At 70.8% G+C, this 25046-nt stretch carries 23 protein-coding genes and 1 tRNA gene; 21 read left to right on the forward strand and 3 right to left on the reverse strand.

The window, feature by feature from the left end; all coding sequences use genetic code 11:
- Positions 1 to 410: 410 nt before the first annotated feature.
- Complete coding sequence (locus UK12_RS44280) at positions 411 to 1328, forward strand: trypsin-like serine peptidase (protein WP_052681368.1); 918 nt, start codon at positions 411 to 413, stop codon at positions 1326 to 1328.
- A 24-nt stretch (positions 1329 to 1352) separates the two neighbouring features.
- On the opposite strand, the gene UK12_RS02135 is transcribed toward UK12_RS44280, so the two are convergent.
- The 3 genes from UK12_RS02135 to UK12_RS02145 all read right to left on the reverse strand — a co-directional run bounded on the left by UK12_RS02135 (position 1353) and on the right by UK12_RS02145 (position 2808).
- A complete protein-coding gene (locus tag UK12_RS02135) occupies positions 1353 to 1928 on the reverse strand; it encodes a methyltransferase family protein (RefSeq protein ID WP_045298762.1) in 576 nt (191 codons plus the stop codon).
- A 119-nt stretch (positions 1929 to 2047) separates the two neighbouring features.
- Positions 2048 to 2392 carry a hypothetical protein gene (locus UK12_RS02140; protein WP_045298764.1) on the reverse strand — a complete coding sequence of 115 codons (345 nt, stop codon included), beginning with the start codon at positions 2390 to 2392 and terminating at the stop codon, positions 2048 to 2050.
- Positions 2393 to 2736: 344 nt separating this feature from the next.
- A tRNA-Arg gene (locus UK12_RS02145) sits at positions 2737 to 2808 on the reverse strand.
- Between the two features lie 180 nt (positions 2809 to 2988).
- Here UK12_RS02145 and UK12_RS02150 point away from each other — a divergent pair.
- The 20 genes from UK12_RS02150 (at position 2989) to UK12_RS02245 (ending at position 24991) form a co-directional block, all read left to right on the forward strand.
- Entirely contained in the window at positions 2989 to 3456 is a 468-nt protein-coding gene (locus UK12_RS02150; RefSeq protein ID WP_045298766.1) for a response regulator, read from the forward strand.
- Positions 3457 to 3548: 92 nt separating this feature from the next.
- The gene (gene argS, locus UK12_RS02155) at positions 3549 to 5213 is read left to right on the forward strand and encodes an arginine--tRNA ligase (RefSeq protein ID WP_045298768.1); all 1665 of its coding nucleotides are present in this window, start codon (positions 3549 to 3551) and stop codon (positions 5211 to 5213) included.
- Positions 5214 to 5329: 116 nt separating this feature from the next.
- Complete coding sequence (gene lysA / locus UK12_RS02160) at positions 5330 to 6721, forward strand: diaminopimelate decarboxylase (RefSeq protein WP_045298770.1); 1392 nt, start codon at positions 5330 to 5332, stop codon at positions 6719 to 6721.
- Positions 6722 to 6850: 129 nt separating this feature from the next.
- Positions 6851 to 8143 carry a homoserine dehydrogenase gene (locus UK12_RS02165; RefSeq protein ID WP_045298772.1) on the forward strand — a complete coding sequence of 431 codons (1293 nt, stop codon included), beginning with the start codon at positions 6851 to 6853 and terminating at the stop codon, positions 8141 to 8143.
- Positions 8144 to 8150: 7 nt separating this feature from the next.
- A complete protein-coding gene (gene thrC / locus UK12_RS02170) occupies positions 8151 to 9272 on the forward strand; it encodes a threonine synthase (protein ID WP_197084473.1) in 1122 nt (373 codons plus the stop codon).
- A gap of 392 nt (positions 9273 to 9664) precedes the next feature.
- Complete coding sequence (gene thrB / locus UK12_RS02175) at positions 9665 to 10582, forward strand: homoserine kinase (protein ID WP_045298774.1); 918 nt, start codon at positions 9665 to 9667, stop codon at positions 10580 to 10582.
- A gap of 637 nt (positions 10583 to 11219) precedes the next feature.
- Positions 11220 to 13292, forward strand: a complete 2073-nt coding sequence (gene rho / locus UK12_RS02180; protein ID WP_156178496.1) for a transcription termination factor Rho — start codon at positions 11220 to 11222, stop codon at positions 13290 to 13292.
- A 139-nt stretch (positions 13293 to 13431) separates the two neighbouring features.
- Positions 13432 to 14529 (forward strand): LCP family protein, encoded by a 1098-nt coding sequence (locus UK12_RS02185; protein WP_045298776.1) that lies wholly within the window; start codon positions 13432 to 13434, stop codon positions 14527 to 14529.
- A gap of 133 nt (positions 14530 to 14662) precedes the next feature.
- Positions 14663 to 14884: a 50S ribosomal protein L31 gene (gene rpmE / locus UK12_RS02190; protein ID WP_045298777.1), complete on the forward strand. Its 222-nt coding sequence runs from the start codon at positions 14663 to 14665 to the stop codon at positions 14882 to 14884.
- Between the two features lie 139 nt (positions 14885 to 15023).
- Positions 15024 to 16100: a peptide chain release factor 1 gene (prfA, locus tag UK12_RS02195; RefSeq protein ID WP_045298778.1), complete on the forward strand. Its 1077-nt coding sequence runs from the start codon at positions 15024 to 15026 to the stop codon at positions 16098 to 16100.
- 20 nt (positions 16101 to 16120) lie between these two features.
- On the forward strand, positions 16121 to 16987 hold the full coding sequence (gene prmC / locus UK12_RS02200; protein ID WP_045298779.1) for a peptide chain release factor N(5)-glutamine methyltransferase: 867 nt from the start codon (positions 16121 to 16123) through the stop codon (positions 16985 to 16987).
- A 189-nt stretch (positions 16988 to 17176) separates the two neighbouring features.
- On the forward strand, positions 17177 to 17824 hold the full coding sequence (locus UK12_RS02205) for an L-threonylcarbamoyladenylate synthase (protein ID WP_045298780.1): 648 nt from the start codon (positions 17177 to 17179) through the stop codon (positions 17822 to 17824).
- Positions 17821 to 18513, forward strand: a complete 693-nt coding sequence (locus UK12_RS02210; protein WP_231590997.1) for an arsenate reductase/protein-tyrosine-phosphatase family protein — start codon at positions 17821 to 17823, stop codon at positions 18511 to 18513. Before UK12_RS02205 ends, UK12_RS02210 begins: the two co-directional genes overlap by 4 nt.
- A gap of 203 nt (positions 18514 to 18716) precedes the next feature.
- Positions 18717 to 19976 carry a serine hydroxymethyltransferase gene (gene glyA / locus UK12_RS02215; RefSeq protein WP_045298782.1) on the forward strand — a complete coding sequence of 420 codons (1260 nt, stop codon included), beginning with the start codon at positions 18717 to 18719 and terminating at the stop codon, positions 19974 to 19976.
- A gap of 174 nt (positions 19977 to 20150) precedes the next feature.
- A complete protein-coding gene (locus tag UK12_RS02220; RefSeq protein WP_045298784.1) occupies positions 20151 to 21455 on the forward strand; it encodes an MraY family glycosyltransferase in 1305 nt (434 codons plus the stop codon).
- Positions 21456 to 21741: 286 nt separating this feature from the next.
- Complete coding sequence (locus tag UK12_RS02225) at positions 21742 to 22179, forward strand: hypothetical protein (RefSeq protein WP_045298786.1); 438 nt, start codon at positions 21742 to 21744, stop codon at positions 22177 to 22179.
- A 279-nt stretch (positions 22180 to 22458) separates the two neighbouring features.
- A complete protein-coding gene (gene atpB / locus UK12_RS02230) occupies positions 22459 to 23268 on the forward strand; it encodes a F0F1 ATP synthase subunit A (protein ID WP_231590998.1) in 810 nt (269 codons plus the stop codon).
- 81 nt (positions 23269 to 23349) lie between these two features.
- Positions 23350 to 23580, forward strand: a complete 231-nt coding sequence (gene atpE, locus UK12_RS02235) for an ATP synthase F0 subunit C (protein WP_045298790.1) — start codon at positions 23350 to 23352, stop codon at positions 23578 to 23580.
- Positions 23581 to 23621: 41 nt separating this feature from the next.
- Complete coding sequence (locus UK12_RS02240) at positions 23622 to 24179, forward strand: F0F1 ATP synthase subunit B (protein ID WP_045298792.1); 558 nt, start codon at positions 23622 to 23624, stop codon at positions 24177 to 24179.
- Positions 24176 to 24991: a F0F1 ATP synthase subunit delta gene (locus UK12_RS02245; RefSeq protein WP_045298794.1), complete on the forward strand. Its 816-nt coding sequence runs from the start codon at positions 24176 to 24178 to the stop codon at positions 24989 to 24991. Before UK12_RS02240 ends, UK12_RS02245 begins: the two co-directional genes overlap by 4 nt.
- Positions 24992 to 25046 lie beyond the last annotated feature (55 nt).

Below are 25046 nucleotides of genomic sequence, written 5' to 3' on the forward strand. Positions count from 1 at the left end.
GGCGGCCGACCGTGTCATCCCCGCATGCCTCCCCGCACGCTCCCGACCACCGCCCCGCACCGGGCGAGGCGGCCGGCGCGAAGGGGACGGAGCCACCGCCCGCGCCGTCGCCTGACGCTCCGTCAATCTCCGATCCCCCTGCGGAACTCCTCCGGAGGGGGATCGTGCCGTGCGGCTGGCCTCCGGTGTCGGGCCCGCCCGCCGCCCGGGGCCCTCCGGCGGGCCGCCACGGCCTCGAACGGGCGGCGCCGGACCGGTGATTCTCACCCCTTTCCCAGCATAGGATCACGGGATTTCCAGTTGATCACCGCATAGTCGGAACGTACGCGCAGAGATCCGGGCGTGTGGCAACCGTATGCTGGGCAGGAGTGACCTACCTGATGAGCCGTCATCGAAGGACAGGCCGGCGCATGAACCGTCGCCCCTTGGCGCTGACCACCCTCCTCATTCTCGGCACGGCCGCCGCCATAGCGGGCGCCACCACCATCACCAGCGAGACCACCGCCTTCGGCCACCACATCGCGGCCGCCCCGAGCCGTGGCGCCACCACCCAGGCCGCCGTCGTCCCCGCCCCCGCGGCCAAGACGCCCCAGAGCCAGGGCGCCCCCGACGAGTCCTCCGCCGCAGGACCGTCCTCGCCCACCGCCGTCCCCACCGACCTGCCGTCCCTGCGTCCCGCCCCCGGGACCACCGGCATCGCCCCCGTCACCGACGAGTCCTCCCGGGTCGGCGCGCTCTACAGCGGTTCGGGACCCAGCGGCAACCACTTCTGCACCGCCAGCGTGCTGCACAGCGGCAGCAGGAACCTGCTGCTCACCGCCGCCCACTGCGCCTCCAGCACCGACAACCTGTACTTCGCGCCGGGCTACCGCAACGGCCAGAGCCCGTTCGGCACCTGGCAGGTCACCAAGCTCTACCAGACCACCGGCTGGACCCAGAACGGCAACCAGGACGAGGACTTCGCCATCCTCCAGGTCGCCCAGATCAACGGCCGGTCCATCGAGGACGTCGTCGGTGCCAACAACCTCGGTCTCAACGTGGACTTCGGTGCCCAGGTCCGCCTCTACGGCTACCCGGCCAACACCGAGGCGCCCATCCTGTGCACCAACGACACCACCCGCCAGAACGACCACCAGCGCCGCATCGACTGCCCGGCGTTCCCCGGCGGCACCAGCGGCGGCCCGTGGATCGACACCGACACCAGCCAGGTGATCGGCGTCATCGGCGGCTACCAGCAGGGCGGCGACACCGACGACATCTCCTACAGCGCCACCTTCGAGAAGACCATCGGAGACCTCTACCAGCAGGCCGTCGCCGACAACACCTGAGCTCTGCACCGCCGGTCCCCGGTGTCACCAGACGCCGGGGACCAGCCGGTGCGTCCGGGCCGCGTACGAGGTGTAGGCCTCGCCCAGCGCCGCGGCGAGGACCCGCTCCTCCACCCGGATGCGGTACCCGACGGCGAGCCCGAGCAGAGCCGTCACCAGCAGCAGGGAGGCCACGTTGCCGAAGGCCGCGGTCAGGCCCACCGCGGCCAGCAGGGCCCCGGTGTAGGCCGGGTGCCGCAATCGGCGGTACGGCCCCCACTCCACCACCCGGTGGCCCTCCTGGATGTGCACCGTGCCCCGGAAGTACCGGCCGAGCGTGTGGATCGACCACAGCCGCAGTCCGATCCCGGCCCAGGTGGCCAGCAGCAGTGCCACCGCCGTGACCCCGTCCACCGGGTAGGACAGCGCGGGCAGCGCCCGCCCGACCGGCCCGGCGAGCGCGAAACCCGCGGCGGCCAGCCCGGCGAGCACCAGCAGGCTCCGCCACTCGTTCTGCTCCGTCCGCCCGCTCTGCCGCAGCTGGCGGACCTGCAGGAACCCCTCTGCGGCCAGCCAGGCCCACAGCGTGACGGTGAAGGCCGTACGGACCCGGTCCACCATGGCCGAACCCCTCTCGGAAGCCGGGACACTCACCCGCTGAGCTACCTCGAAGGTCCCACCGGGGGCGGGTGGAACGGCTCCACTCGGAGGTGGATTTCACGGCGGGGCCGGGACCCGGCTCAGTCGCGGACCTTGTGCAGCCACAGCCCGACACCGACGCCGTTGCCGGTCAGCACGCAGACCCAGTGGTCGTACCGGCCGCCGCTGGAGTTCACCCGGCCGGGACCGGCGTCGTTGCAGTTCTCGTAGGTCCAGTACCAGGTCTGGTACTCCCAGCACGGGACGGTGTTGTTGTTGTCGTTGCAGCTCGGCGACGGCACGGTGTCGGCCGGTCCGGCGGGCGCCCGGACGGCGGCCGGCACGGCCCTGGGAGCGGGTGCGGCCACCGCGTCGGTGACGCCGATTCCGGCCACGGCGGCGGCGACCGCCAGCGCGGCGACGGTCCTGCGGAGGAGAGAGCGCATGGGGTGGTCCTTCCCGGTTGTTCCTGGCCTCCGGCGGCGGATCGCGCCGGTGCGGTGCTCCAGACCTAGCCGGGGTCCGGTGCGCTCACACGGGTTGACCGTTTCCCAATCGCGGAGTCAACGCGGGCCCGGCGGGGAAACCGGCTCAGCCCGGCTCGAAGGCACGGCCGCCGTCCGTCCGGCCGTTCCTACGGGGTGTCAACTTTCCGGTACGGCAGGTCGCTCGGGCGAGGGAGGACGGGAAGCGGCGTGGGGCTCACGGCAGTTGGCGCGGGAGAACGAAAAAGGTCCAGGTCGGCGGATCAACTCCGCTTACCTGGACCTCATCTGCACTTCCTGCGAAGTGCCCCCGGCAGGATTCGAACCTGCGCACCCGCCTCCGGAGGGCGGTGCTCTATCCCCTGAGCTACGGGGGCCTGCTTGGTCTCGCCGCGTTCCCGCTGCGATGTGGAGAACACTACCAGGCCGCAGCAGTGCTCCGTGCACGGGTTTCGGCACTGGGGTGGCGGCGGGGGTGGCGGGCGGTCGGCGGACGGGGTGGTGCAAGTCCCGGAAAGCTCGGACGGGCCGGTGCGGGCGCGGCTACCCTCGGTGAGGTGGCCGGGACGTCCGGGCGGGTCCTCGTGGTGGATGACAGCGAGGTGATCCGCCAGCTGATCAGAGTCAACCTGGAGCTCGAGGGCTTTCAGGTGGTGACCGCCGCCGACGGGGCCGAGTGTCTGGAGGTGGTCCGCCGGGTGCAGCCGGACGTTGTGACACTCGACGTGGTCATGCCCAGACTGGACGGCCTGCGCACGGCGGCCCGACTGCGGGCGTCCGCCGCCACCTGCCGGCTGCCGATCGCGATCGTCAGTGCCTGCACCCCGGCCGATCTGGACCGGGGCGAGTCGGTGGGGGTGGACGGCTACCTCGGCAAGCCGTTCGACCCGGCGGATCTGGTGGCACTGGTGCGGCGGCTGATGGCGCTGCGTGACCGCGGGGGCTCCGGTGGCCCGGGCGGCTTCGCGTACGGCTTCGGCGACCACTTCGGCGGGTTTCGCTATCGGCGAACAGACCTCTCCTGAGGGAGAGCCGAACGGCCGCCGGGCGCGGCACGGACGTCTTAACCGGTAAACCGGGTACGGGCCCGCCGCCCCTCTCGCCTAGGCTTGGCGTCGTGACCCCCGCAGAGCTTTCCCAGGCAGTCCAGGCCGCAGTGAGCGCCGCCGTCGAGGCGGGCGAGCTGGCCGTCGCCGTGCCCGAGCACGTGACGGTCGAGCGGCCCAAGAACAGGGACCACGGCGACTACGCGACCAACGTGGCCCTCCAGCTCGCGAAGCCGGCCGGTATGCCGCCGCGAGCCGTGGCCGAACTGGTGGCCGCCCGCCTGCGAGAGGTCACCGGCGTCTCCAAGGTCGACATCGCCGGACCGGGCTTCCTGAACATCACCCTGGACGCCGCCTCCGCCGGCGAGCTGGCCCGCACCGTCGTCGCGGCGGGTGAGGCGTACGGCCGCAACGAGGCCCTCAAGGGCCTGCGGATCAACCTGGAGTTCGTCTCCGCGAACCCGACCGGCCCGATCCACATCGGCGGTGTCCGCTGGGCGGCCGTAGGCGACTCGCTCGCGCGGATCCTCAAGGCCACCGGCGCCGAGGTCACCACCGAGTACTACCTCAACGACGCCGGGGTGCAGATCTCCAAGTTCGCTGCCTCGCTCCAGGCCGCCGCCAACGGCCGGCCGGTCCCGGCGGACGGCTACGTCGGCGAGTACATCGTGGACATCGCCAAGGCGATCACCGACGCCGTCCCCGGCGTGCTCGACCTGCCCGAGGGTGAGCAGCTGCAGGCCTTCCGCGAGCAGGGCCTGGCGCTCATGGTCGCCGAGATCAAGCGCTCGATGGAGGAGTTCGGCACCCACTTCGACGTCTGGTTCTCGGAGAAGTCGCTGCACGAGTCCGGTGCGGTCGAGAAGGCGATCGAGCGGCTGCGCGAGCAGGGCCACGTCTTCGACCAGGACGGTGCGATCTGGCTGCGCACCACGGACTTCGGCGATGACAAGGACCGCGTCCTGATCAAGGCCGACGGCGACACCACCTACTTCGCCGCCGACGCCGCCTACTACCTGAGCAAGCGGGACCGGGGCAGCGAGGTCTCGGTCTACATGCTCGGGGCCGACCACCACGGCTACGTCAACCGCCTCAAGGCCATCTCGGCCTGCGCGGGCGACGACCTGGACCGCAACATCGAGGTGAAGATCGGCCAGTTCGTGAAGATGCTTCGCGACGGCGAAGAGGTCCGGATGTCCAAGCGGGCCGGCAACATCATCACGATCGACGACGTGGTCGACTGGATCGGCGTGGACGCCGCCCGCTACACCCTGGCGCGCTCTTCCACGGACTCCACCATCACCCTCGACATCAACGTGCTGACCAGCCAGACCAGCGAGAACCCGGTCTTCTACATCCAGTACGCGCACACCCGGATGTGCGGCGTGCAGCGCAAGGCCGAGAGCATGGGCATCACCAAGGGCTCGGCCGAGGACTTCAAGCCGGAGCTGCTGAGCACCGAGTGGGAGTCCGAACTGCTCGGCGCCCTCGCCGACTTCCCGCGCGTCGTGGCCAAGGCCGGCGAGCTGCGCGAGCCGCACCACGTGGCGCGGTACCTGGAGGACGACGTGGCCCGCAAGTACCACCGCTTCTACGACAACTGCCAGATCCTGCCCAAGGGCGACGAGGAGGTCACGGACCTCACGCGCGCCCGGCTCTGGCTGGCCGACGCCACGCGCACGGTGGTGGCCAACGGTCTGGCCCTGCTCGGCGTGTCCGCGCCCGAGCGGATGTAGCCGAGGCCCCCGCGCCGTCGGGGGGCGGTGACGGTCCGGTCGGGCTGTCACCGCCCCCCGCTGTTGAGGCGGCGCACCACCGCGCCCACCCGAAAGTGCCAGGGAGAGAAGCCGAGATGAGCCGCTCCGCACACCCCGCAGGTCCGCGTCACGGTGATGTGCTGCCCGAAGGCCACTACCAGGCCCCGCCGAGCGACCTGAACGCGCTCGACCCCAAGGTCTGGTCCCGGACGGTGGCGCGCGGCGCCGACGGCGCGGTCACCGTCGGCGGACTCGATGTGCGGGCGCTGGCGGCCGAGTTCGGCACCCCGGCGTACGTCATGGACGAGGACGACTTCCGCAGCCGTGCCCGCGCCTGGCGGCACGCCTTCGGCGACGACGCGGACGTGTACTACGCGGGTAAGGCGTTCCTCTCCAAGGCGGTGGTCCGCTGGCTGCACGAGGAGGGCCTGAACGTCGACGTGTGCAGCGGCGGCGAGTTGGCCGTCGCGCTGGCCGCAGGGATGCCGGGCCACCGGATCGCCCTGCACGGCAACAACAAGTCGCCGGACGAGCTGGAGCAGGCGGTCGCGGCGGGCGTCGGGCACATCGTGGTCGACTCGTACCAGGAGATCGAGCGCCTCGCCGAGGTCGCCGGGCGGCACGGGGTGCGCCAGCCGGTGCTGATCCGGGTCACCGTCGGGGTGGAGGCGCACACCCACGAGTTCATCGCGACGGCGCACGAGGACCAGAAGTTCGGCCTCTCGCTGACCGGGGGCGCCGCGGCCGAGGCGGTCCGCCGGGTGCTGGCCCGGCCGAGCCTGGAGCTGCGCGGCATCCACTCGCACATCGGCTCGCAGATCTTCGACACGGCCGGTTTCGAGGTGGCCGCCCGCCGGGTGGTCGGCCTGCTGGCCGAGATCCGGGACGAGCACGGCATCGAGCTGCCGGAGATCGACCTCGGCGGCGGCCTGGGCATCGCCTACACCAGCGAGGACGACCCGCGCGAGCCGGCCGAGATCGCCACCGCGCTGGCCGAGATCGTCCGCCGGGAGTGCCGGGCGGCCGAGTTGCAGGCTCCCCGGCTGAGCGTGGAGCCGGGCCGCGCGATCGTCGGACCGACGGCGTTCACGCTGTACGAGGTCGGCACGGTCAAGCCGCTGGAGGGCCTGCGCACCTACGTCAGCGTGGACGGCGGGATGTCGGACAACATCCGCACCGCGCTGTACGACGCCCAGTACTCCGTCGCCCTGGTCTCACGTGCCAGCGCGGCGGAGCCGATGCTGGTCAGGGTGGTGGGCAAGCACTGCGAGTCCGGTGACATCGTGGTGCGGGACGCCTTCCTGCCCGCCGACCTGGCGCCCGGCGACCTGCTCGCGGTGCCGGCCACCGGGGCGTACTGCCGCTCGATGGCCAGCAACTACAACCACGCGCTCAAGCCCCCCGTGGTGGCCGTCGGCGACGGCGCGGCCCGGGTGATCGTCCGCCGGGAGACGGAGGAGGATCTCCTGCGTCTTGATATCGGCTGACGAAATCCTTGTCTCAGATCATGGACCGGCGGTAGATCCGTGCGGAAAGTCCCCGAGACTGGTAATGACCGAATACCGCCGGGCGCCAGGAAAAGCCCGGCGGAGACCGAGAAAGCAGAGCGGAGTCGGATGATGCGTACGCGCCCGCTGAAGGTGGCGTTGCTGGGCTGTGGTGTGGTGGGCTCCGAGGTGGCGCGCATCATGACGACGACGGCCGACGACCTCGCCGCGCGGATCGGCGCGCCGGTCGAGCTGGCCGGCATCGCGGTGCGCCGCGCCGGGCGGCAGCGCCCCGGGGTGCCCGAGCACCTGGTCACCACCGATGCCGAGGCCCTGGTCAACCGGGGTGACATCGACGTCGTGGTCGAGGTGGTGGGTGGCATCGAGCCGTCCAAGCACCTGATCCTTTCGGCGTTCAAGCAGGGCGCCTCGGTGGTGAGCGCCAACAAGGCGCTGCTCGCCAAGGACGGCGCCGAGCTGCACGAGGCCGCCGCCGAGGCCGGGGTGGACCTGTACTACGAGGCCGCCGTGGCCGGGGCGATCCCGCTGATCCGCCCGCTGCGCGAGTCGCTGGCCGGCGACAAGGTCAACCGGGTGCTGGGCATCGTCAACGGCACCACCAACTTCATCCTCGACAAGATGGACTCCACCGGCGCCGGGTACTCCGAGGCGCTGGAGGAGGCCACTGCGCTCGGTTACGCCGAGGCCGACCCGACCGCCGACGTGGAGGGCTTCGACGCCGCCGCCAAGGCCGCCATCCTGGCCGGGATCGCCTTCCACACCCGGGTGACCGCCGCCGAGGTCTACCGCGAGGGCATCACCGAGGTCACCGCCGCCGACATCGCCTCGGCGAAGGCGATGGGCTGTGTGGTCAAGCTGCTCGCGATCTGCGAGCGCGCCGCCGACGGCGAGTCCGTCACCGCCCGGGTCCACCCGGCGATGATCCCGCTCTCGCACCCGCTGGCCTCCGTGCGCGAGGCGTACAACGCGGTGTTCGTCGAGGCCGAGGCGGCCGGTCGGCTGATGTTCTACGGGCCCGGCGCCGGTGGCTCGCCGACCGCCTCGGCGGTGCTCGGCGACCTGGTGGCGGTCTGCCGCAACAAGCTGAACGGCGGCACCGGCCCCGGCGACTCGGTCTACACCGAACTGCCGGCCATGCCGATGGGCGAGGTCGTCACCCGCTACCACGTCAGCCTGGACGTGGACGACCGCGCCGGTGTGCTGGCCCAGGTGGCGTCGGTCTTCGCCGAGCACGGCGTCTCCATCGACACCGTGCGCCAGCAGGGCCGTGACGGCGACGCCTCGCTCGTGGTGGTGACCCACCGCGCCACCGACGCCGCGCTGTCGGCGACGGTCGACAAGCTCCGCGCGCTGGACAGCGTGCGGGACGTGGCCAGCATCATGCGGGTCGAAGGGGAGTAACACAGAGATGAACGCACGCATCGCCGACAGCCCCGAGCGCCCGGAGGCGAGTGGGCGAGTCACCGCCCACACCCACCAGTGGCGCGGCCTGATCGAGGAGTACCGCGACCGCCTGCCGGTGAGCGACACCACCCCCGTGGTCACGCTGCTGGAGGGCGGCACGCCGCTGGTCCCCGCCCAGGTGCTCTCCGAGCGCACCGGCTGCGAGGTCTACCTCAAGGTCGAGGGCGCCAACCCGACCGGGTCCTTCAAGGACCGCGGTATGACGATGGCCATCTCCAAGGCCAAGGAGGACGGCGCCCGGGCCGTCATCTGCGCCTCCACCGGCAACACTTCGGCCTCCGCCGCCGCGTACGCGGTGCGGGCGGGGATGGTCTCGGCGGTGCTGGTGCCGCAGGGCAAGATCGCGCTCGGCAAGATGGGCCAGGCGCTGGTGCACGGCGCGCGGATCCTCCAGGTCGACGGGAACTTCGACGACTGCCTCACCCTGGCGCGTGCGCTGTCCGAGAAGTACCCGGTGGCGCTGGTCAATTCGGTGAACCCGGTGCGGATCGAGGGCCAGAAGACCGCCGCCTTCGAGATCGTGGACATGCTGGGCGACGCCCCCGACATCCACGTCCTGCCGGTCGGCAACGCGGGCAACATCACCGCGTACTGGAAGGGCTACCGCGAGTACGCCGAGGACGGCCTGGCCACCCGCAGGCCGCGGATGTGGGGCTTCCAGGCGGCCGGTTCGGCCCCGATCGTGGACGGCGCCCCGGTGCTGCACCCGCAGACCATCGCCACCGCGATCCGGATCGGCAACCCGGCCTCCTGGGACTACGCGCTGGCCGCCCGGGACGAGTCCGGCGGCCTCATCGACAAGGTGACCGACCGTCAGATCCTTTCCGCCTACCGCCTGTTGGCTGCCCAGGAGGGCGTCTTCGTGGAGCCCGCCTCGGCCGCCGGTGTGGCCGGCCTGCTGGCCAAGGCGGAGGCCGGACTGGTCGACCCGGGCCAGCGGATCGTCTGCACCGTGACCGGCAACGGCCTGAAGGACCCGGACTGGGCGGTGGCCGGTGCGCCGCAGCCGCAGATCGTCCCGGTCGACCCGGAGACCGCGGCCCGGAGCCTCGGGCTGCTGGACTGACCCGGTCCACCCTGCGCGGAGGCTGACGCTCTGTCAACAGTGGGCCGACCCCTTTCGGGGGTCGGCCCACTTGGCGTCCGCCCGTGACACCTTTTGTGTCAATTGGTCGATCCTTTTCGTCCCCTTTTCCGTGCAGTTTCCGGCCAGAACAGGCAACACGGCAGATCGGGGGGTGTGGGGTGTACCGCTGTGGAACCTCTCTTCGATAGTCTGGAGTCGGCGGGCCGCGCGCTGACGTGACCGCCCGCCTCGCCGGGGCTTGTCGCACCGACCCCGCCCGGGTACCCCCACTCCGTAGGCCCGAACGCCACCGGGCCGCACACCGACCGCCACGCGGGACGCGCCGCGCCCTGCGTGGCAGCGCCCGATTTCCCCCAGGAGAGTCCGAGCACATGGCTGGTCCTGCGTTCCGTGCTGCCGCCGTCCGGGTCCGAGTCCCGGCCTCCAGCGCCAATCTCGGCCCCGGCTTCGACGCCTTCGGACTCGCTCTGGGGCTCTACGACGACGTCGTGGTCCGGGTCGCCGAGTCCGGTCTCGCGGTGGACATCGCCGGCGAGGGCGCCGAGACGCTGCCCCGGGACGAGAACCACCTGCTGATCCGCTCGATGCGGGCGGCCTTCGACCGGCTCGGCGGCCAGCCGCGCGGCCTCGAAGTGGTCTGCGCCAACCGCATACCGCACGGTCGCGGCCTGGGCTCCTCCTCCGCCGCGATCTGCGCCGGCATCGTCGCGGCGCGCGCCGTCACCATCGGCGGTCCGACCGCCCTGGACGACGACGCACTGCTGGCCCTCGCCACCGAGCTGGAGGGCCACCCGGACAACGTCGCCGCTTGTCTGCGCGGCGGTTTCACCATCGCCTGGACCGACGAGGAGTCGGCCCGCGCGATCCGCCTCGACCCGTCCGAGCAGGTCGTCCCGGTCGTCTTCATCCCGTCCACCGAGGTGCTCACCAAGACGGCGCGCGGCCTGCTGCCGAAGACCGTCCCGCTGGCCGACGCCGCGGTCAACGCCGGGCGCTCCGCGCTGCTGGTCGAGGCCCTCACCCGGCAGCCCGAGCTGCTGCTCGCCGCCACCGAGGACCGGCTGCACCAGGACTACCGCGCCGCCGCGATGCCGGACAGCGCCGCCCTGGTCGCCGCACTGCGCGCGGAGGGCGTCCCGGCCGTCATCTCCGGCGCCGGACCGACCGTGCTCGCCCTGTGCGACGAGGCGGGCGCCGACAAGCTGACGGAGTTCGCGGGCCCGGCGTTCGCCGTCCACCGGCTCCAGCTCGACCGGGCCGGAGCCGCGGTACTGCCGCTGGACATGTGACACGTTCCGTCTGTGTCACGCGTTGGGCAGCGTGAATGCGGCACTTCCCGGAATACCGCACTGCAAGGAACGCGGGGGCGCGATTCGTGAGACAGACACGATTGACGAGATCAGGGCTGGGGAATGTGTCAGGGGGTCGGTAGTGTTAATCTCATTGCTGCACCAGTTGCCCTCCGGGGCCCGGTGCGCCGCGTCCCGAGCCCGCCCCGGCACTGTGGAGCAGTCCGCAGTAGCGGGAGCCGGAAGTACGGGACCACGATTCTCCGGGAGCCCGCCACAGCGCGTACGCAGCCTGCCTGCGCGATTGCGGCCGCATCCCGAAGCCGTGACGGCACCTGACCCGCTCTTCCGGACTCGCCCCTAGCGGCATGACCGGACGGGGCCCGGGGTACCGCCGCGCGACGGGGGCCCGGGTATCGCAGGCAGCGAGGTCGGCAGCAGACCGACCCGCCGCGCACTCCGCACCACAGTGCATCGCACATCGCAGCTCTCCCCAGACTGGCTCCGCCATTCGGGGGATCACCGCCTCGGACCGACGCAGTCGAGCGTTGGTCAGGACAGCACAACCGGTCGCCGAGCCAGACAGGCCGACGTCCGCTCCAGGGAAGGACCCTTAGTGAGCGACACCACCGATCTGATGGGCGCGCGCCCGGACGCCGAGGCGTCGGACGCAGCCGCCGCCCCCGCGGCTCCGGCGCGGCGCCGTCGTACCGCTGCCGCGGGCCTGGACGGCCTGGTCCTGGCCGAGCTGCAGAAGCTCGCCTCGACCCTCGGAATCAGCGGTACCGGACGCATGCGCAAGAGCCAGCTGATCGAGGCCATCAAGGAGAAGAGCGGCGGGGACCCGCTGCTCGCCGGTGCCGCGGCCTCGGCCGCGCCGGCCGCCAAGCGGGCCGCCAAGGCCGCTCCCGCCGCTGCGGCCCCGGCCGCGGAGGAGGCGAAGCCGGTCCGCCGCACGCGGGCCGCCGCTGCCGCCACCGCCGAGCCGGCCGCCCAGATCGAGATCCCGGTCCAGGCCGCCGCCGAGACCACGACCGCCCCCGCCAGGGCCGAGCGGACCCGTCGCCGGGCCACCTCGGCGGCCGGTGCGCCGACCGCCGAGGCCGCCGCCGCCGAGCCGACCGCCACCGTGGTCGCCGAGGCCAAGGCCGAGACCCGGACCGAGCCCCGCACCGACGGCAAGCCCGCCGAGGGCCGCGGCTTCGACGCCGAGGCGCGCACCGACACCCGTCGCGACCGCCGTGAGCGCCGTGACCGCCGTGACGGCGAGCGCCCGGAGGCCGGAGAGGCCCAGGCCGGGCAGGACGGCGACGGCCGCGAGTCGCGCCGTGAGCGCCGCAGCCGCCGGGACCGCCGTGAGGGCGGCCAGCCGGCGCAGCCGCAGGGCCAGCAGGCCGTGCAGGACGGCGGCCAGGGCCGTCAGCCCGCCGCCCAGCCCGCCCAGCAGGGCGGCTTCGAGGACGACGAGTTCGGCGACGGCCGTCGTGGCCGCCGCGGGCGCTACCGCGACCGCCGTGGCCGTGGCCGCCGCGAGGGCTTCGAGGGTGGTACCCCGGAGCCGCAGATCGGCGACGACGACGTCCTGATCCCGGTCGCGGGCATCCTGGACATCCTCGACAACTACGCGTTCGTCCGGACCTCCGGCTACCTGCCGGGCCAGAACGACGTCTACGTCTCGCTCGCCCAGGTCCGCAAGCACGGCCTGCGCAAGGGTGACGCCATCACCGGTGCGGTGCGCCAGCCGCGCGACGGTGAGCGCCGGGAGAAGTTCAACGCCATGGTGCGGCTGGACTCGGTCAACGGCATGGACCCGGACAGCGGCCGCAACCGCCCCGAGTTCGGCAAGCTGACGCCGCTGTACCCGCAGGAGCGCCTGCGCCTGGAGACCGACCCGGGCGTCCTGACCACCCGCATCATCGACCTGGTGTCGCCGATCGGCAAGGGTCAGCGTGGTCTGATCGTCGCCCCGCCGAAGACCGGCAAGACGATGATCATGCAGGCGATCGCCAACGCGATCACCCACAACAACCCCGAGTGCCACCTGATGGTCGTCCTGGTGGACGAGCGTCCGGAAGAGGTCACCGACATGCAGCGGTCGGTGAAGGGCGAGGTCATCTCCTCGACCTTCGACCGCCCGGCCGAGGACCACACCGTGGTCGCCGAGCTCGCCATCGAGCGTGCCAAGCGCCTGGTGGAGCTGGGCCACGACGTGGTGATCCTGCTGGACTCGATCACCCGCCTGGGCCGCGCCTACAACCTGGCGGCGCCCGCCTCCGGCCGCATCCTGTCCGGTGGTGTCGACTCGACCGCGCTGTACCCGCCGAAGAAGTTCTTCGGTGCCGCGCGCAACATCGAGAACGGCGGCTCGCTCACCATCCTCGCCACGGCCCTCGTGGAGACCGGCTCCCGGGCCGACGAGGTGGTCTTCGAGGAGTTCAAGGGCACCGGCAACATGGAGCTCAAGCTCGACCGCAAGCTCTCGGACAAGCGCATCTTCCCGGCCGTCGACGTCGACGCGTCCTCCACCCGCAAGGAGGAGATCCTGCTGGGCAACGAGGAGTTGGCCATCACCTGGAAGCTCCGCCGGGTGCTGCACGCGCTCGACTCGCAGCAGGCGATCGAGCTGCTGCTGGACAAGATGAAGCAGACCAAGAGCAACGCCGAGTTCCTGATGCAGATCGCCAAGACCACGCCGGGCTCCGGCGACTGACGATCCGTTCGACACGAGCCCCGGACCGCACTGGCGGTCCGGGGCTCGCCCGCGTTCTAAGGAGAACTTAAGAGAAAGGCTTATCAGCCTCTGCTTCGCTTATGCTCGAAATGACTGCAGTCAAGGAGCGGGGGGCGATATGGCCGACCACCGGAAGAATCGCGGGCGGCGCGGCAGATGGCTGCGGATCGCCCTGTTCACATTGGCCGGTCTGCTCGTTCTGGGCGGCGGGGCCGCCGGATATGCGTACTGGCGGCTGAACCACAACATCACGGGCGTGGACATCAACGCCCAGCTCGGCACCGCCCGTCCGCCCGCGGCCACCGACGGCTCGTTCAACGTTCTGGTGCTGGGCTCGGATTCGCGCAGCGGCAACAACGGCAGCCTGGCCGGCGGCGACACCGACGGCACCGCGCGTTCGGACACCGCGATGGTCGTGCACGTCAACCAGAGCCATACCGCGGCCAGTGTGGTCAGCATTCCCCGGGACACTCTGGTGGCCCGTCCCGAATGCCTTACCACCAGCGGGAAAACCGTTCCCGCAGTGAAGAGCGCGATGTACAACTCCGCCTTCGAGACCGGCGGTCCAGCCTGTGCGGTGAAGACCACCGAACGGCTGACCGGGCTGCGGATGGATCATTTCGTGGAGATCGACTTCTCCGGTTTCGCGAATTTCATAGACGCGATCGGCGGGGTGGACGTGACCACCACGGTGAACATCAAGGACAAGGACAGCGGCCTCGACCTCGCGGCCGGCGACCACCACCTGGGCGGTGACCAGGCGCTCGCCTTCGTCCGTACCCGGCACGGTGTCGGCGACGGCAGCGACCTGGGCCGGATCGAGCTGCAGAAGCAGATGGTGAAGTCGATCATGGCGCAGGCCAGCAGCATCGGGCTGACCTCCAACCCCACCAAGCTCTGGTCGGTGGCCGACCGCCTCACCCGGAGCATCACCACCGACTCCGACCTGGCCTCGGTCAACTCGCTGGTCGGGATGGCCGACACCCTCAAGAAGCTCGGCCCGAACGATCTGACGATGGTCACCCTGCCGGTGGGCACGGCGCCCGGCGACCCGAACCGGGTGATACCGCAGCAGCCGCAGGCCGACCGGCTGTGGGCGGCCCTCAAGTCCGACCAGGCCGTACCGCACTCCATCGTGAGCTCGCAGCCCGCCAACCCGGCCGGCGCGGGTGCGGGCGGCACGGCGGGCAGCGGGACGAGCAGCGGGACGGGCTGAGCCGCGGAATAAGCGGGGACGCAACTCGGTTTGGGAAGAAGCGGTCGGTCCTGGCAGACTGGTCCGTCGGTCCCGGTTCACGAGCAGCGCCCTGCTGCCGACCCGGTGCCCTCCCGAACACTAGGAGAACCCCTTGAAGCCCAACGTTCACCCCGAGTACGTGCTCACCAAGGTGACCTGCACCTGTGGCGCCGAGTTCACCACCCGGTCCACCGAGACCAGTGGCGAGATCCGCGCCGAGGTCTGCTCGCAGTGCCACCCGTTCTACACCGGCAAGCAGAAGATCCTCGACACCGGTGGCCGCGTGGCCCGCTTCGAGGCCCGCTTCGGCAAGCAGCACAGCGCGAAGGCCTAGCGCTCACACGGCGCCGGTCTCTGGCGTCCCCGTACACGGCGGGGGCGTCCGGGGTCGGCGCCGTTCGTGTCTCTCCTCCGCAGCCGTCACCCGCGCCCACCCACGGCAGGCGCGTCTCTCACGGAAGTAGGCCCATCCCATGTTCGAGGCAGTCGAAGAGCTCCTCGTCGAGCACGCCGCCCTCGAAGAGCGGCTGGCCGATCCGTCCGTCCACGCCGACCAGGCGAACGCCCGCAAGCTGGCCAAGCGCTACGCCGAGCTGACCCCGATCACCCGGACCTACCGCTCCTGGAAGCAGGCCGGGGAGGACATCGAGGCCGCCCGCGAACTCGCACTGGAGGACTCCGACTTCATCGCCGAGGTGAAGGCGTCCGAGGCCCGCCGCGAGGAGCTGACCGAGGAGCTGCGGCTGCTGCTGGTCCCGCGCGACCCCAACGACGACAAGGACGTCATCCTGGAGGTCAAGGCGGGTGAGGGCGGCGAGGAGTCCGCGCTGTTCGCCGGCGACCTGCTGCGGATGTACCTGCGCTTCGCCGAGCGGGTGGGCTGGAAGACCGAGATCATCGACGCCAACGAGTCCGACCTCGGCGGCTACAAGGACGTCTCGGTCGCCGTGAAGACCAGGGGCGGCGCCGAGCCGGGCCAGGGCGTCTGGGCCCGGCTGAAGTACGAGGGCGGCGTGCACCGCGTGCAGCGGGTGCCGGCCACCGAGTCGCAGGGCCGGATCCACACCTCGGCGGCCGGCGTGCTGGTCACCCCCGAGGCCGAGGAGGTCGAGGTCGAGGTCCACGCGAACGACCTGCGGATCGACGTCTACCGCTCCTCGGGTCCCGGCGGCCAGTCCGTCAACACCACCGACTCGGCGGTCCGGATCACCCACCTGCCGACCGGTATCGTGGCCTCCTGCCAGAACGAGAAGAGCCAGCTGCAGAACAAGGAGCAGGCGATGCGCATCCTGCGGTCGCGCCTGCTTGCCGCTGCGGTGGAGGCGGCCGAGCAGGAAGCCTCGGACGCACGCCGCAGCCAGGTCCGCACGGTGGACCGCTCGGAGCGGATCCGGACGTACAACTTCCCGGAGAACCGCATCTCGGACCACCGCACGGGCTACAAGTCGTACAACCTGGACCAGGTCCTGGACGGCGAGCTCAATGCGGTGATCCAGTCCTGCGTGGACGCCGACGCGGCAGCCAAGCTGGCCGTCGCCCAGGAGAACTGAGTACCTAAGGGGTCGGTCGGATGAACCTGCTGCTCGCCGAGGTGGCCCAGGCCACCCAGCGGTTGGCCGCGGCCGGTGTGCCGTCGCCGCGCTTCGACGCGGAAGAGCTCGCGGCGTACATCCACAACGTCAAGCGCAGCCAGCTGCACACAGTCAAGGACGCCGACTTCGACGCCCGGTACTGGGAGGCGATCTCGCGCCGTGAGGCCCGTGAGCCACTGCAGCACATCACCGGGCGGGCGTTCTTCCGCTACCTCGAACTGGAGGTCGGCCCCGGGGTGTTCGTACCCCGGCCGGAGACCGAGACGGTCGTCGAGTGGGCCATAAACGCGGTCCGTGACATGGACGTCGCCGAGCCGCTGGTGGTCGACCTGTGCACCGGCTCCGGCGCGATCGCGCTGGCGCTCGCCCAGGAGCTGCCGCGCTCCACCGTGCACGCCTTCGAACTGGACGAACGCGCGCTGGAGTACACCCGCCGCAACATCGAGGCCAGTTCCGACCGGGCCCGGGTTACCCTGCACGCCGGGGACGCCACCCGGGCCTTCGAGGACGACCGCTCCTGGGACGGCCGCTTCGACCTGGTGATCAGCAACCCGCCGTACATCCCGCTCACCGAGTGGGAGTACGTCGCACCGGAGGCCCGCGACCACGACCCGCAGCTGGCGCTGTTCTCCGGGGAGGACGGGCTGGAGACCATCCGCGGCATCGAACGGGTCGCGGCCCGGCTGCTGCGGCCCGGTGGCGCCGTCGTCATCGAGCACGCCGACACCCAGGGCGGGCAGGTGCCGTGGATCTTCAACGAGGAAGCCGGCTGGACGGACGCGGCCGACCACCGCGACCTCAACAACCGGCCGCGCTTCACAACCGCCCGAAGGGCGTCGTTGTGAACGGTCGAGCAGAGTACGACCGCCCGAAGGGCGTCGTTGTGAACGGTCGAGCAGAGTACGACCGCCCGAAGGGCGTCGTTGTGAACGGTCGAGCAGAGTACGACCGCGCGGGGGTGCCGCTGTGAGCCGCCGAGCGCAGAAGCATGTTGTCCGGACTGACCTGAGCCATCTTGGAAGGGGACCGTACCGATGAGCCGCCGATACGACTGTGCCGATGCCGGGGACCGCGCCACGGGCCTGCGTGAGGCCGCCTCGGCGATTCGCCGCGGCGAGCTCGTCGTGCTGCCCACGGACACCCTGTACGGCATCGGTGCCGACGCCTTCAGTCCGGAGGCCGTGGGGGGCCTGCTGGCCGCCAAGGGCCGGGGCCGCAACATGCCCTCGCCGGTGCTGGTCGGCTCGCCGACCACCCTGCACGGTCTGGTCACCGACTTCTCCGAGCAGGCCTGGGAGCTGGTCGACGCGTTCTGGCCGGGCGGTCTGACCCTGGTCGCCAAGCACCAGCCCTCGCTGCGCTGGGACCTCGGTGAGACCCGGGGCACCGTGGCGGTCCGGATGCCGCTGCACCCGGTCGCCATCGAGCTGCTCAACAGCACCGGCCCGCTGGCCGTCTCCAGCGCCAACAAGAGCGGCAGTCCGGCCCCCGCCACCTGCGACGACGCCTTCGCCCAGCTCGGCGAGTCGGTCGCGGTCTACCTGGACGGCGGCACGGCCGACCACGCCACCGCCTCCACCATCGTGGACGTCACGGGCAAGGTCCCGGTCCTGCTGCGGGCGGGCGCGGTCAGCGTCGAGCAGCTGAGGGAGGTCGTTCCGGACCTGGAGGCCGGCAGTTGACGGCGGCCTCACTGCGCGGTGCCGGCCCGGCCTCCGGCATACCCGAGTTCCCGGGGTTCCTCACCATCTCGCCCCGGCCGCTGGACACCTTCCGGATCCTGTTCGTCTGCACCGGCAACATCTGCCGGTCGCCGATCGCCGAGCGGCTGACCAGGCACGAACTGGACGTCCGGCTGCGCGGCGCCGCCGTCGGCCGGATCGTGGTCGAGAGCGCCGGTACCTGGGGCCACGAGGGTGCGCCGATGGAGGCCCATGCGGCGACGGTGCTCGACGAGTACGGCGCGGACAGCGCGGACTTCGTCGGCCGTGAGCTGCTGGACGAGCACGTGGTCGAAGCCGACCTGGTGCTCACCGCCACCCTGGACCACCGGGCGCAGGTCATCTCGATGGGCCACACGGCCGGGCTGCGGACCTTCACCCTGAAGGAGTTCACCCGGTTGGTACGGCGGATCGACCCGAGCACGCTGCCGGATCCCCGGACGGGCGCGGACGTCACCCAGCGGGCCCGTGCGCTGGTCCGCTCGGCGGCCGCGCTGCGCGGCTGGCTGCTCGCCGCCTCCCCGGAGGCGGACGAGGTGCACGATCCCTACGGCGCGCCGATCGGGATGTTCCGCAACTGCGGCGAGGAGATATTCGACGCCCTCGAACCCGTTGTCACCGCCCTGACCGGCGTCTCCGGACACCACTGAGCCGCTCGGCCGGGCCGAGTGGGTCCGGCGTGCCCGGCAGGCTCCCGGTGGGGCGGTGCACCCCGGCCTTGGACCGGCTCGCCCGGTCATCCGGAGTGCGGTGCCGACCGCGTGTGGAGTAGTGGGTTCGCGTCGGCGGGCCTGGAGCGGGGCGCCGTCCTACGCTGGAGGGAGTCCGCCCGCCGCTGCCCGGGAGCCCCGCCATGACCGTCACCGACGCCCCACAGGTGCACTGGGAAGCCGCAGCGGCCCTGCGGCAGGCCGATCCCCAGCTGGCCGATCTGCTGGCCGCCGAGGCCACCCGCCGGTCCGAGAGCCTGCAACTGCTGGCGGGGGAGAACGTCACCAGCCCGGCGGTGCTGTCGGCGCTGACCGGGCCGCTGATCGACAAGTACGCCGAGGGCTATCCCGGGCGCCGTCACCACGCGGGCTGTGCGCTGGCGGACGCCGCCGAGCTGCTGGCGATCGACCGGGCCAGCCGGCTGTTCGCCGCCGAGCACGCCAACGTCCAGCCCAGGTCGGGGACTTCGGCGATGCTCGCGGCCTATGCGGCGCTGCTGCGGCCCGGCGACGCGGTGCTGGCGATGTCCTTGCAGCACGGCGGCCACCTGAGCTGCGGCTCACGGGCGAACTTCTCCGGTCGCTGGTTCGACTTCATCGGCTACGGCGTCCGCGAGGACGATCAGTTGATCGACTTCGACCAGGTGCGCGAGCTGGCCAGGCTGCACCGGCCGAAGGCGATCATCGCGGGCGGCATCTCCTACCCCAGACACCTGGACTGGCCCGAGTTCCGGAAGATCGCGGACGAGGTGGACGCCTACCTGATCGCCTCCGTCGCCCAGGTGACCGGTCTGATCGCCGGGGGAGCGGCGCCCTCCCCGGTGCCGTACGCGGATGTGACCGTCGCCGCCACGCACAAGCTGCTCCGCGGCCCGCGCGGCGGACTGCTGCTCTGCTCGGCCGAGTTGGCCGAGCGGGTGGACCGCGCGGTGTTCCCGTTCAGCCAGGGCGGGGCGGCGATGAACGAGGTGGCGGGCAAGGCGGTGGCCTTCGCCGAAGCCGGGACCCCGGCGTTCGGGGCGTACCTGCGCCGCGCGGTGGACGGTGCCCGTACCCTGGCAGAGGCGCTGGCGGCCACCGGCGCCCGGCTGCTGACCGGTGGCACCGACACCCATCTGGTGACCGCCGACGTCAGTCCGCTGGGCCTGACCGGCCGCGAGGCCGAGCAGCGCTGCGCCGCGGCCGGGCTGATGCTCGGCAAGTGCGCACTGCCGTACGACCCGGCCCCCGTCGCGGACGGTTCCGGGATCCGGCTGGGCACCGGTGCGCTGGCCGCCCAGGGTCTGGGCGAGAGCGCTTTCGCCGAGGTCGGGACGTTGATCGGGCGCCTGCTGACCGAGGGCCCCGACCCTCGGATCGGCGAACGGGTGCGGCAGCTGGCAGCGGCCCTCGGGGGGCGCTGAGCACCGCCTCGACGGAGTGTGCGAGGGGTAAATCGGCCGTAGGGCGAACCGCGGTGCACACGGCGCTCGTCCAACTCAATAAGGTGTGCACCGTGGCGTCGCACCTCGAACCCCTGACAAGCACGGGAGTACCTTCGGTACTCGACCGTCGGACCGTCGCGCTGGAGGCCAGTGGTGCGTGAGTATCTGCTGGTGCTGTTCGTCACGGCGGCCGTCACCTACCTGCTGACCGGACCGGTACGGAAGTTCGCCATCGTCGCGGGCGCGATGCCGGCGGTCCGCGAGCGCGACGTGCACCGGGAGCCGACGCCCCGGCTCGGCGGGATCGCGATGTTCGGCGGTCTCTGCGCCGGGCTGCTGGTGGCCTCGCAACTGACCAACCTGGGACACCTGTTCATCCAGACCGCCGATGTGCGGGCGCTGCTCTCCGGCGCCGGGATCATGTGGATCCTCGGCGTGCTGGACGACAAGTGGGGCGTGGACGCCCTGGTGAAGCTCGGCGGTCAGATGATCGCGGGCGGTGTCATGGTCTGGCAGGGCGTGACGGTGATCTCGATCCCGGTCCCCGGCTTCGGCACGGTCTCGGTCACCCCGACCATGGGGATGATCATTTCGGTAACACTGGTCGTCGTCATGGTGAACGCGGTGAACTTCATCGACGGCCTGGACGGCCTGGCGGCCGGGATGGTCTGCATCGCCGCGACCGCCTTCTTCATCTACTCCTACCGGCTCTGGTACGGCTACGGCATCAACGACGCCGCCCCCGCCGTGCTGTTCAGCGCGGTGCTGATCGGGATGTGCCTGGGCTTCCTGCCGCACAACCTGCACCCGGCGCGGATCTTCATGGGCGACTCGGGCTCGATGATGCTCGGCCTGATGCTCGCCGTCGCCGCCATCTCGATCACCGGTCGTGTCGACCCCGACCTGATCACCGACCAGACCGGTTCGCAGACCACCACCGTGCACGAACTGGTGCCGATCTACATCCCGTTGCTGCTGCCGCTGACCGTGATCGCGCTGCCGCTGGCGGACCTGCTGCTCGCCGTGGTGCGCCGCACCTGGGCCGGCAAGTCGCCGTTCGCCGCCGACAAGCAGCACCTGCACCACCGCCTGCTGGAGGTCGGCCACTCGCACAGCCGGGCCGTTCTGATCATGTACTTCTGGGCCGCGCTGATCGCCTTCGGCACGGTGGCCTCCTCGGTGCCGGGCGCCGGCGGCGCGCTGGTGCTGAGCATCGCCGGACTCTGCCTGGTCGGCATCGTGGTGCTGCTGATGCCGCGCTTCCGCCCGCACGCGCCGCGCGCCGTACAGGCGTTCGTCCCGCCCCGGTACCGCAAGGCCGCGGGTGTCCGGGCCGAGACCGAGACCGAGGCCGAGCTGCCGGCGATGGCGGAGCTGTCGGCCGAGGACAAGGAGCTGCTCGGGCGGATCGGCACCGGGGCCACCGCGGTCGGCGGCCACGGCGACCGGATGAACTGACGTACCGTCAACTGGCGTCACTCGTAAGGCGGTACTGTTGAGCCGTCGGTGTGACAGGCACCACACCATCATGGTAAAGCTCTAATCAAATAGTTTGTGATACCGTTCACGAGTACCGAGAACACGCCGAAAGACCTGACAGGTGTAGGACTTCTGTCCCTGGTCGGTCTCCCTCGACGGTCCGCTGTCGAGCTGCCGAACTCCGGCGGACGTTCTCGGTGCGGTGTCACCACTGCGTACCCTGTGCCCGTCCCTGTTTCACCGACATGCCGCCGGAGCTGCCGACATGCCGTCCCACGACGCCCGGATTCCTCTCCGTGGCGCCGCAATCCCCACTGCGGCCGCCGGAGTTGTCGCCCTTGCGATCTCCACCGTGCTGGTGGGGTCCAAGGGGCTGATCGGTGCACTTCTCGCGACCGCCCTGGTGCTGGCCTTCTTCGCCTCCGGGCAGGTCGCTCTCGACCGGATGACCAGGAACAACCCGCAGATGCTGATGGCCGGCGCGCTGCTGGTCTACACGACGCAGATCCTGCTGGTGGGCATCGTGCTGGCGGTGTTCAAGCACACCACCCTCTTCGACACCAAGGTCTTCGGCTTCACACTGCTGGGCTGCGCCCTGATCTGGACGGGCTTCCAGGTGCGCGCCGGGATGAAGGCCAAGATCTACTACGTCCACACCGACTCCGGGGACAAGAAGGACTCGAAGCCGGGGCGTCAACCGTGACAAGCGTCTGCTGTCCCCCGACCGAGGGGGGCGGTGTTTATGCGGTACTGACGGACTGCTATCGTCCGTCGCAGCAACGGAGTGCGGGATGCGGCCAGGTCCCTCCGGTCGTCGGACGGATCGCCCCCCGGACTCGTGAAGTCTTCGAAGGCTCCGCAGCGCCAAGCGCAGCGCAGGGCCCGCGAGAAACCCAACTAGTTCCAGTGCCGCTACGTGGCCGCAGGCCACGCCGACACACCGAGGTTGCCGTAACCATGCGTCATGACGAAGGAGTCTGTGGTGGGTGCTGACGTACAGCTCGCCTCTGAGGCCGGATGCCACCTGAACTCCGGCTGCGGCTTCCCCGCCCCCGGCCTGAACGAGTTCGACTTCAAGCCGATCTTCTCGGTCGGCGGCGTCGACTTCAGCAAGCCGATGCTGCTCTCGATCATCTGCGCCCTGCTCGTGGTCGGCTTCTTCTGGGCTGCCTTCGCGAAGCCGAAGCTGCTCCCGGGCAAGCTGCAGCTGGTGGGCGAGATCGGCTACGACTTCGTCAAGCGCAGCATCGTGCTTGAGACGATCGGCAAAAAGGGCGAGAAGTACGTCCCGATGCTGGTCTCGATGTTCTTCTTCGTATGGATCATGAACATCATGTCCATCATCCCGTTCGCCCAGTTCCCGGTGATGTCGAAGATCGCCTTCCCGGCCGGCCTGGCGGCGATCGTGTGGATCACCTACATGACCCTCACCTTCAAGAAGCACGGCTTCGTGGGCGGTCTGAAGAACCTCTGCTGGCCGTCGGGCATCCCCGGCTGGGTCATGTTCATCCTGGTGCCGATCGAGTTCTTCTCGAACATCTTCGTGCGTCCCTTCACCCTCGCGGTCCGAGCCTTCGCGAACATGTTCGCCGGCCACCTGCTGATCGTGGTGTTCTCGGTCGCCTCCTGGTACCTGCTCAGCCCGAGCATCGGCGCCCTCTACGGCTCGGTGTCCTTCGTGGTGGCCGTCGCCCTGACCGCGTTCGAGCTGCTGGTCCAGTTCCTGCAGGCGTACATCTTCGTGATGCTCGCCAGCAGCTACATCGCCGGTGCCCTCGAAGAGGCGCACTGAGCAAGGCAGCCCCGCGGCTGCTCCCCGATTGTCCGGTGGCCAACCACCACCGGTTCTCCATCCCGCAAAGGATTCGCTGAGATGTCCGTTCTCGCCGCTGGTGTTACCGGTTCCGTCGCTTCCATCGGTTACGGCCTCGCCGCGATCGGCCCCGGCATCGGTGTCGGTCTGATCTTCGGCAACGGCGTGCAGGCGATGGCCCGTCAGCCCGAGGCTGCCGGCCTGATCCGCTCCAACATGTTCATCGGCTTCGCACTGACCGAGGCGCTGGCGCTGATCGGCATCGTCATGCCGTTTGTGTACGGCCAGTAAGTCCGGCACACCGGTAGCCCTTTTCGACGAAAGGTTCAGATATGAGCCCCGTGGTCGCCCTTGCGGCAGAGGAGAAGATGAACCCCCTTCTCCCCGCATGGCCCGAGGTCATCATCGGCCTGCTCTGCTTCTTCATCGTCTTCGGTCTCCTCGGCAAGAAGCTCCTCCCCAGCATCGAGAAGGTGCTGTCGGAGCGTCGGGACGCCATCGAGGGCGGTATGGAGCGTGCGCAGACCGCCCAGGCCGAGGCTCAGGCGCTGCTTGAGCAGTACCGCGCCGAGCTTGCCGAGGCGCGTCACGAGGCCGCCCGTATCACCGAGCACGCTCGTGAGCAGGGCGCTGCCCTGATCACCGAGATGCGCGAGGAGGGCCAGCGCCAGCGCGACGCGATCGTCACCGCCGGTCACGCCCAGATCGAGGCCGACAAGAAGCAGGCGACTGCCGTCCTGCGCCAGGACGTCGGCGCGCTCGCTTCGCAGCTCGCGTCCCGCATCGTGGGCGAGTCCCTGGAGGACCACGCCCGCCAGAGCGGCGTGATCGACCGCTTCCTGGACGACCTGGAGGCCAAGGCCGCCGTTGCCCAGGGCGCTGCCAAGTGATCGGCGCCAGCCGTGAGGCCCTGGCCGCCGGTCGGGAGAGCCTGGAGAGCCTGACCGACAACACTTCGGTGGACGCGGCCAAGCTCGCCGAGGAACTCGCCGCCGTCACCGCCCTGCTGGACCGCGAGGTCTCGCTGCGCCGGGTGCTGACCGACCCCTCGCGGTCGGGCCAGGACAAGGCCCAGCTGGTCGCCTCGCTGCTGTCCGGCCAGGTCTCCGGTGAGACGGTGGACCTGGTCTCCGGCCTGGTCCGGTCCCGCTGGTCCGGTTCCCGTGACCTGGTGGACGCGACCGAGGAGCTGGCCGCCTACGCCGAGATCATCGCGGCGGAGAAGGCCGGCTCGCTGGACGACGTCGAGGACGAGCTGTTCCGCTTCGGCCGCGTGGTCGCCGGTTCGCACGAGCTGCGTTCCGCGCTCACCGAGCCGAAGGCCGGCACCGCCGAGAAGGCGGCGCTGATCGGGAAGCTGCTCGGCGGTCGCGCCAACCCCGGCACCGTCCGGCTGGTCACGTCCCTGGTCACCAACCCGCGTGGCCGTAGCCTGGAGCTGGGCCTGGAGTCCTACTCCAAGCTCGCCGCCGCCCGGCGGGGCCGCGTGGTGGCCCTGGTCACCACGGCCGTCCCGCTGTCGGACAGCCAGAAGGAGCGGCTTGCCGCTGCCCTGAGCGGGCTGTACGGCCGCCAGGTGCACCTGAACATCGACATCGACCCCGAGGTCCGTGGCGGTGTCCGGGTGCAGATCGGTGACGAGATCATCGACGGCACCGTGTCGAGCCGCCTCGAAGGCGCTCGCCAGGCCCTCGAAGGCTGAACACCAGCACATCCGACCCTCGGTCGGGCGCCGACTCAACAAGAGTCGGTAAATC

Origin of the sequence: Saccharothrix sp. ST-888, from assembly GCF_000955975.1 — a bacterium.
Lineage (GTDB): Bacteria > Actinomycetota > Actinomycetes > Streptomycetales > Streptomycetaceae > Kitasatospora.